5 protein-coding genes are annotated in these 4,034 nt (G+C 49.3%); 2 read left to right on the top strand and 3 right to left on the bottom strand.

Translation table 11 applies throughout. The features are described 5' to 3' along the window. The coding region (locus M0P91_RS14585) for a glutamate-5-semialdehyde dehydrogenase (protein ID WP_295069055.1) at positions 1-1,199 on the top strand (1,199 nt) is incomplete at its 5' end. Continuing rightward, the gene (locus M0P91_RS14590) at positions 1,196-1,771 is read left to right on the top strand and encodes an ATP-binding cassette domain-containing protein (protein ID WP_295069057.1); all 576 of its coding nucleotides are present in this window, start codon (positions 1,196-1,198) and stop codon (positions 1,769-1,771) included. The genes M0P91_RS14585 and M0P91_RS14590, both read left to right, overlap by 4 nt. On the opposite strand, the gene crcB is transcribed toward M0P91_RS14590, so the two are convergent. The 3 genes from crcB to M0P91_RS14605 are packed head-to-tail and all read right to left on the bottom strand — an operon-like array spanning position 1,763 to position 3,960. Continuing rightward, positions 1,763-2,149: a fluoride efflux transporter CrcB gene (gene crcB, locus M0P91_RS14595; RefSeq protein ID WP_295069067.1), complete on the bottom strand. Its 387-nt coding sequence runs from the start codon at positions 2,147-2,149 to the stop codon at positions 1,763-1,765. The genes M0P91_RS14590 and crcB overlap by 9 nt on opposite strands. Further along, positions 2,118-2,813, bottom strand: coding sequence for a 1-acyl-sn-glycerol-3-phosphate acyltransferase (locus M0P91_RS14600; RefSeq protein ID WP_295069060.1), 696 nt, complete (start codon positions 2,811-2,813; stop codon positions 2,118-2,120). Before M0P91_RS14600 ends, crcB begins: the two co-directional genes overlap by 32 nt. Next, positions 2,794-3,960: a hypothetical protein gene (locus M0P91_RS14605; protein WP_295069062.1), complete on the bottom strand. Its 1,167-nt coding sequence runs from the start codon at positions 3,958-3,960 to the stop codon at positions 2,794-2,796. The genes M0P91_RS14600 and M0P91_RS14605 overlap by 20 nt, the downstream gene beginning before the upstream one ends. Between the last annotated feature and the right edge of the window lie 74 nt (positions 3,961-4,034).

Consider the following 4,034-nt stretch of genomic DNA (forward strand, 5'->3'; position numbering starts at 1 on the left):
GCCGTGTTTTAGCGACGATGAACGGTAGCGGACGAAACCGGATTTTACAGGAGATGGCCCAATCGCTGCGTGCAAATACGATGAGTATTCTTGAAGCGAATGGATTGGACATGGCGCATGCCGAAACCGAAAATCTTGCAGAATCGTTAAAAGAGCGTTTGATGCTGGATGAAAAACGGATTGAGGCGATGGCAGTCGCGATTGAAGAGATTGCAGCGCTCAAAGATCCGGTCGGCCGCGTTTTGGACGGATGGGTAACGGAAGCGGGACTCAAGATCGAAAAAGTGAGTATTCCGATCGGGGTGATCGGTATCATTTACGAATCGCGCCCGAACGTCACCTCCGATACGGCGGCGTTGTGTTTTAAAAGTTCGAACGGATGTGTCCTCAAAGGGGGGAAAGAGGCCGAAAACTCCAATGCCGCAATTGCGAAAGCATTGCAGGCGGTATTAGTACGCAACGGCTTGCCGGTTGAGCTGGTGGCTCTTCTCCCCGATGCGACGCGCGAAGGGGTTTCGCGATTGATTAAAATGGATGAGTATGTGGATCTAATCATTCCGCGCGGCGGTGAGGGACTCATCCGGTACGTGAGCCAAAATGCGAGCGTTCCGGTGGTCAAACACGATAAAGGGCTGTGCCACACCTATATCGATAAAGATGCCGATATCGAAAACGCCATTGCCATCGCCCTCAATGCAAAAGTTCAGCGTCCGGGGGTATGCAACGCGATGGAGACCCTTCTTGTGGACGAAACGATTGCTCCGAGTATTTTGCCGATGCTCAAAGAGGTATTCGACCATGCTAATACGCAACTCAAAGGGTGTGATTTGACCCGTGAGGTAATTGACGTACAAAAGGCAACCGAAGAGGATTTCGATACGGAGTATCTTGCCAATATTCTAAATATCCGCGTCGTGGACGGCGTGGAGGGGGCGATCAGCCATATCGTCCGTTATGGTTCGGGCCATTCGGAAGCGATAATCACCGAAAATATTACATCGGCAGACCGTTTTATGGATGCGATCGATGCGGCTGCCGTTTACGTTAACGCTTCGACCCGTTTTACCGATGGAGGGGCGTTCGGGTTCGGTGCAGAAGTGGGGATCAGTACCAATAAACTTCATGCTCGCGGTCCGATGGGGGTTGAAGGGCTCACTACGTACAAATACAAAGTATACGGACAGGGGCAAACACGTTGAACCGAAAGGTTTTGGAAATTAATAACCTTGGTTTCGGCTATCGGCGCAGCGAAAAACTCTTTGAAGGATTTTCGCTGCGTCTTGAGGTAGGGGAGATAAAAGCGATTGTCGGAAAAAGCGGCGTCGGCAAATCAACCCTGTTTGAGTTGATACTGGGGCGTTTAAAGCCCTCTGAAGGGGATATCGGACATCAAAGCCTTGCGCAAGTCTTTCAAGACCCTTATACCTCTTTCCATCCCACCTATACCATTCGAAATCAGATCGAAGAGGTTGCCTCGATGGAGGGGTATGAAGGACTGTTGGAGAAGATGGGGCTCCATGAGTCCCATCTTGATTCGTTTCCCCATAAGCTCTCAGGAGGGCAGCTGCAACGCTGTTCTATTCTAAGAGCACTGCTGATGAAACCCAAGCTTCTCCTCCTTGACGAGCCGACATCGGCACTGGACAACCTGAACCAGCTTGATATCATGAAGCTGATCGTTGATCAGCTGGAGGGCATGGGGGTTTTGCTCATCACCCACGATCACCGTCTTGCGCAGTGGTGTGCCGATGAGATTATCTCTTTACGCTAGCCAATTTTTAAAAAGATAATAACCCGATCCCGCCATGGCAATGGTGCCGAAGGTATTGAGTGCCATATTGAGGCACGCCATCGCAATATGCCCTCCGCTGAGCAGCAAGAATGTCTCCATCGCAAAGGTGGAGTAGGTGGTCAGACCGCCGAGAAATCCTGTTGTCAAAAACGATTTCATGGTCACATTAAAAAAGGTCGTATAGGTGAAATAGGCGAGGAGTGCTCCGATGATAAAACTGCCGAGCAAATTGACCGACATGGTTCCAAATGGGAGGGTGTGGGGGAAGTTGTGGTTTACGACACCGTTTAGATAGGCACGAAGCACCGCACCCAAAAAAGCGCCGCTACCGATAGCGAGGATGGTTTGCCAACTCATCATCGTACACCTTTTGCATCGTGGCATGGAGTTTTTCGAGCCACTCCGGATCACTCCGATCGGCAACGAACGCGTCAAGATAAATCGCAGTAACGGCTCCGGAGCAAAAATCGCGCCGTTTGTTGCTGAAATGCCAGGCGGTCGCGATTAACACAACCGGCTGAACTTTCAGTGCGTATTTGTCGGCGACGATTTTCGCCCCCGGTTTAAACGGTTTCATTTTACCGGTTTCGGTACGGGTCCCTTCGGGAAAGATGGTGATAACGCGTCCGTGATCCAATCGCTCTTTACACTCTTTGAGGAGTTTGACCAAAGAGGTTTTGCTTTCGCGCTGGAGCGGAATGTCTTTAGGGAGTTTTAAAACCAGTCCGAAAAAAGGGACTTTGAAAAGTTCTTGTTTGGCGACCCATGCCAAGTCTCGTGTACTGATCGTCTCCATAATGCCTATATCGATGTCACTTTGGTGGTTGACCAGAAACATTTGTGCCTCAGGGTCCTCTTTCCCCTTGAGACGGACCGGGATAAAAACCAGAAGACGGATAAACCATGCCGAGAATTTAACCGAATACGGCTTTGGTAAGAGGTAAAATGTGGCAATCATCAGTGTCATCCCGGTAAGGATGACGAAAATGGCATAGAGCCATCTAATTCGTGCAAAGATCACGTTTATGTATCCATCCGACACGATTTTCATCCAGGTGAACTTTGGTAAAATCACCGACCTCTTTTTCCGCTTCCAGATGCTCTTCTTTGAGGGTCATCTCAAAAATAGTGCCGTGATTCATCGGCAAAAGATAGACCGGGGCATCTTTTTTAACACAGATCTCCTGATTCGGCAGCAAGGCAAAAATGAGGTAAAACATCGGCATCATCGAAAAGTATAAATACCATTTTTGTCGACTCCAGTAAAAGAGGGCAATAAAAAAAGCGGCTACCGCACCCGACACCCCCATTTTCAGACCGGTATGGCGCTCGTCCGTAGGGGAGAGATCGCTTTGGGTTGAGACCGTATCATCGTCTACGACGATGGGGATAGAGAGCGATTCAAACCGTTGCTTTTTCAGGTTAAAGATCGAGAACGTAAGGGTCGGCGCGCTGTTGGGAATAATGGCGTAGTAGGTCATTTGCGATTCCCCGACGTTGGGAAGCTTCGACTCAAATCCCTGTTTGATTGCATTGGGGATCGAAAAACTGCCGATGTTACAGCGGGAGGCTTTAACGGTAAAAATGACGACGTTGTTTTCCTGATCGTACGGGGTTGTTTTGTAATTGATAATGGAAAATTTATCGGCCAAAACATTGGCAAACGTAGAGGGGGGAGTTAAAGCTGAAGCGTTCAGCGTTGTTCCGGTCAATCGCTCTGATGATGCTCCGGTTGAGGTGAGTATGGCCGTGATATCGGGAAGTCGAACGGTTGAGGATTGGACCAGATAATAAAAAGTGTCGTAAACGGCATCACTTTTTATACTTCTGCGGGGTGTTTCGCTGAAAATACGGATCCCCTCTTCGTTCTGAAGCGAATACTCTATATTTCCGGAAGCGACATCCAATGGGGTGAGTTTGACGGTAACGGCAATAATTTCACCGATATAAGGATGGCTCGGAAGATTGCTAAATTGCAGCGTGAGACCGGAACTGACAGTGGAAAACAATGAATCGATACTGGAATCGGGTTCCACCGTAGCCGAATTGCCCGTTGTCTCGGGAGCGGGCAATTCTTGGTTGGCCGGGGCAGCGGGTTCGGTTAGGACCGAAGGCTCTGCCAGTAAAGTGGAGAAAAGAAATGTAATGAGGAGGAGTAACTTTTTCAAGCGGATAAAAAGCCCTCAAGCATACGCCGTCCGTCATTAGAACCCAGCAATGTTTCCATCGCACGCTCCGGATG

Origin of the sequence: Sulfuricurvum sp. (assembly GCF_023229695.1) — a bacterium.
Classification (GTDB): domain Bacteria; phylum Campylobacterota; class Campylobacteria; order Campylobacterales; family Sulfurimonadaceae; genus Sulfuricurvum.